At 44.6% G+C, this 2,105-nt stretch carries 2 protein-coding genes; both read left to right on the top strand.

All coding sequences use genetic code 11. The features are described from left to right. The first annotated feature begins 92 nt into the window (after nt 1–92). The gene (istA, locus tag ABEV15_RS12620; RefSeq protein ID WP_498853414.1) at nt 93–1,295 is read left to right on the top strand and encodes an IS21-like element IS5376 family transposase; all 1,203 of its coding nucleotides are present in this window, start codon (nt 93–95) and stop codon (nt 1,293–1,295) included. Beyond that, nucleotides 1,292–2,047, top strand: coding sequence for an IS21-like element IS5376 family helper ATPase IstB (gene istB / locus ABEV15_RS12615; protein WP_047818381.1), 756 nt, complete (start codon nt 1,292–1,294; stop codon nt 2,045–2,047). Before istA ends, istB begins: the two co-directional genes overlap by 4 nt. The last annotated feature ends 58 nt before the right edge of the window (nt 2,048–2,105 follow it).

Raw genomic sequence — 2,105 nt, 5'->3', positions numbered from 1 at the left:
TGTTAAAGCCGATGATAAAATCCCCAATATAGCCGGAATAAAATTCCCCACTTACAATAGAACCATAGTGTCAATGAGAGGAGCTATGGTTCATGATTACGAGAGGGGAATTTTTTATGATCAAAGAGATGTATGAAAGGGGAATGAGTATTTCTGATATTGCGAGGGAATTGGGGATCGATCGGAAAACCGTCCGAAAATATATTCACTCCCCCAATCCTCCTTCCAAATCCAAGCGAAAACAAAGAAAAAGCAAGTTAGATCCATTTAAGCCGTATCTTCAAAAACGAATGTTAGAAGATGGGGTGTTTAATAGCGAAAAGTTGTTTTTTGAAATTCGACAACAGGGCTATACGGGAGGAAAGACGATTTTAAAAGACTATATGAAACCTTTCCGAGAGACGGCGAAAAAGAAATACACCGTTCGTTATGAAACGCTTCCTGGCGAACAAATGCAAGTCGATTGGAAAGAAGTTGGGGAGGTCGTGATCGAAGGGAAAAAAGTCAAGTTATCGCTATTTGTGGCCACGTTAGGCTATTCGCGGATGAAATACGCGGTATTTACGACCAGCCAGGATCAGGAACACTTAATGGAATGCCTGATTCAGAGCTTCAAGTACTTTGGCGGGGTTCCGAAGAAGGTGTTATTTGACAATATGAAGACCGTTACAGACGGGCGAGAACAAGGAGTAGTGAAATGGAATCAACGATTTTCCGAATTTGCGAGTTACTATGGATTTATTCCAAAAGTATGCCGGCCTTACCGGGCCCAGACAAAGGGAAAAGTCGAACGAGCCATTCAGTATATCATGGATCACTTCTATATGGGGACAGCGTTTGAAAGCATCGAGGAATTAAATTTCCTTCTCCATCGTTGGCTCGATCAAGTGGCGAATCGGAAGCCAAACGCCACTACCGGCATTCCTCCGCAAGAGCGTTGGGCCGAGGAGTCACTCAAGCCTCTTCCGTTGAAAGATTACGATACGAGCTATCTTTCCTATCGGAAGGTGCATTGGGATGGCAGTTTCTCCTACAAAGGGGAACAATGGCTCTTATCGGCGGAGTATGCGGGCAAAGAAATTCTGGTGAAGGAGCGATTAAATGGAGATATTCGATTGTACTTTCGAGGGGAGGAGATTTCTCACGTGGACCAACAGAAAAAAGTGATTTCATTCGCCGAAAAAATAAAAAAGAAACAGGCGGAAATGGCCGCCACCGTTTCGCCTGTTTCGGTGGAAGTGGATACTCGTCCATTGTCCGTTTATGACGCATTCCTGCGAGGGGAAAGCTCATGAAAGAACGAATACACGAGTATTGCCACCGACTCCATTTGCCTGTCATGGCGGAACGATGGTCCGCCATGGCAGAATACGCAGCTACTCATAATATACCATATTCGGAGTTTTTATTCCGCTTATTAGAGGCAGAAATCGTCGAAAAACAGGAACGATCGATCCAAACGCTCATCAAGCTGTCCAAACTGCCATATCGCAAGACGATCGATACGTTTGATTTTAACGCACTTCCTTCCGTGGATGAGCGTCGGATTCGAGAGCTGCTTACCTTATCGTTTATTGATCGAAAGGAGAATATTCTTTTTCTCGGTCCGCCGGGGATTGGAAAGACGCATCTGGCTATTTCGATTGGAATGGAGGCGATCGCAAGAGGGTATAAAACGTATTTTATTACCGCCCATGATTTGGTCACTCAGTTAAGAAAAGCCGACCAGGAAGGAAAGTTGGAGAAAAAGCTTCGTGTCTTTGTGAAGCCAACCGTTCTCATTATTGATGAAATGGGGTATCTAAAACTGGACCCGAACAGCGCTCATTACTTATTTCAGGTCATCGCCCGTCGGTACGAACATGCCCCGATTATCCTCACCTCCAACAAAAGCTTTGGGGAATGGGGAGAAATCGTGGGAGACTCGGTTTTGGCGACAGCGATGTTAGATCGATTACTGCATCATTCTATTATTTTCAACCTAAAGGGGGAAAGCTATCGATTGCGGGAAAAAAGGCTCCAACAAGAAAAACAGAAGGATCAATGAGGTCCTTCTGGGGAATTTTAAACCGGCGATTTTGGGGAAAAAATAATCGGCCTTGACA

Source organism: Bhargavaea massiliensis (assembly GCF_050480245.1).
Classification (GTDB): domain Bacteria; phylum Bacillota; class Bacilli; order Bacillales; family Anoxybacillaceae; genus Anoxybacillus.
This window is presented reverse-complemented; position numbering and strand designations above follow the sequence as displayed.

Bases quoted from the DNA above. Each gene is read 5' to 3' on its own strand.
- istB (WP_047818381.1), top strand. From the start codon at position 1,292: ATGAAAGAACGAATACACGAGTATTGCCACCGACTCCATTTGCCTGTC.
- istA (WP_498853414.1), top strand. From the start codon at position 93: ATGATTACGAGAGGGGAATTTTTTATGATCAAAGAGATGTATGAAAGG.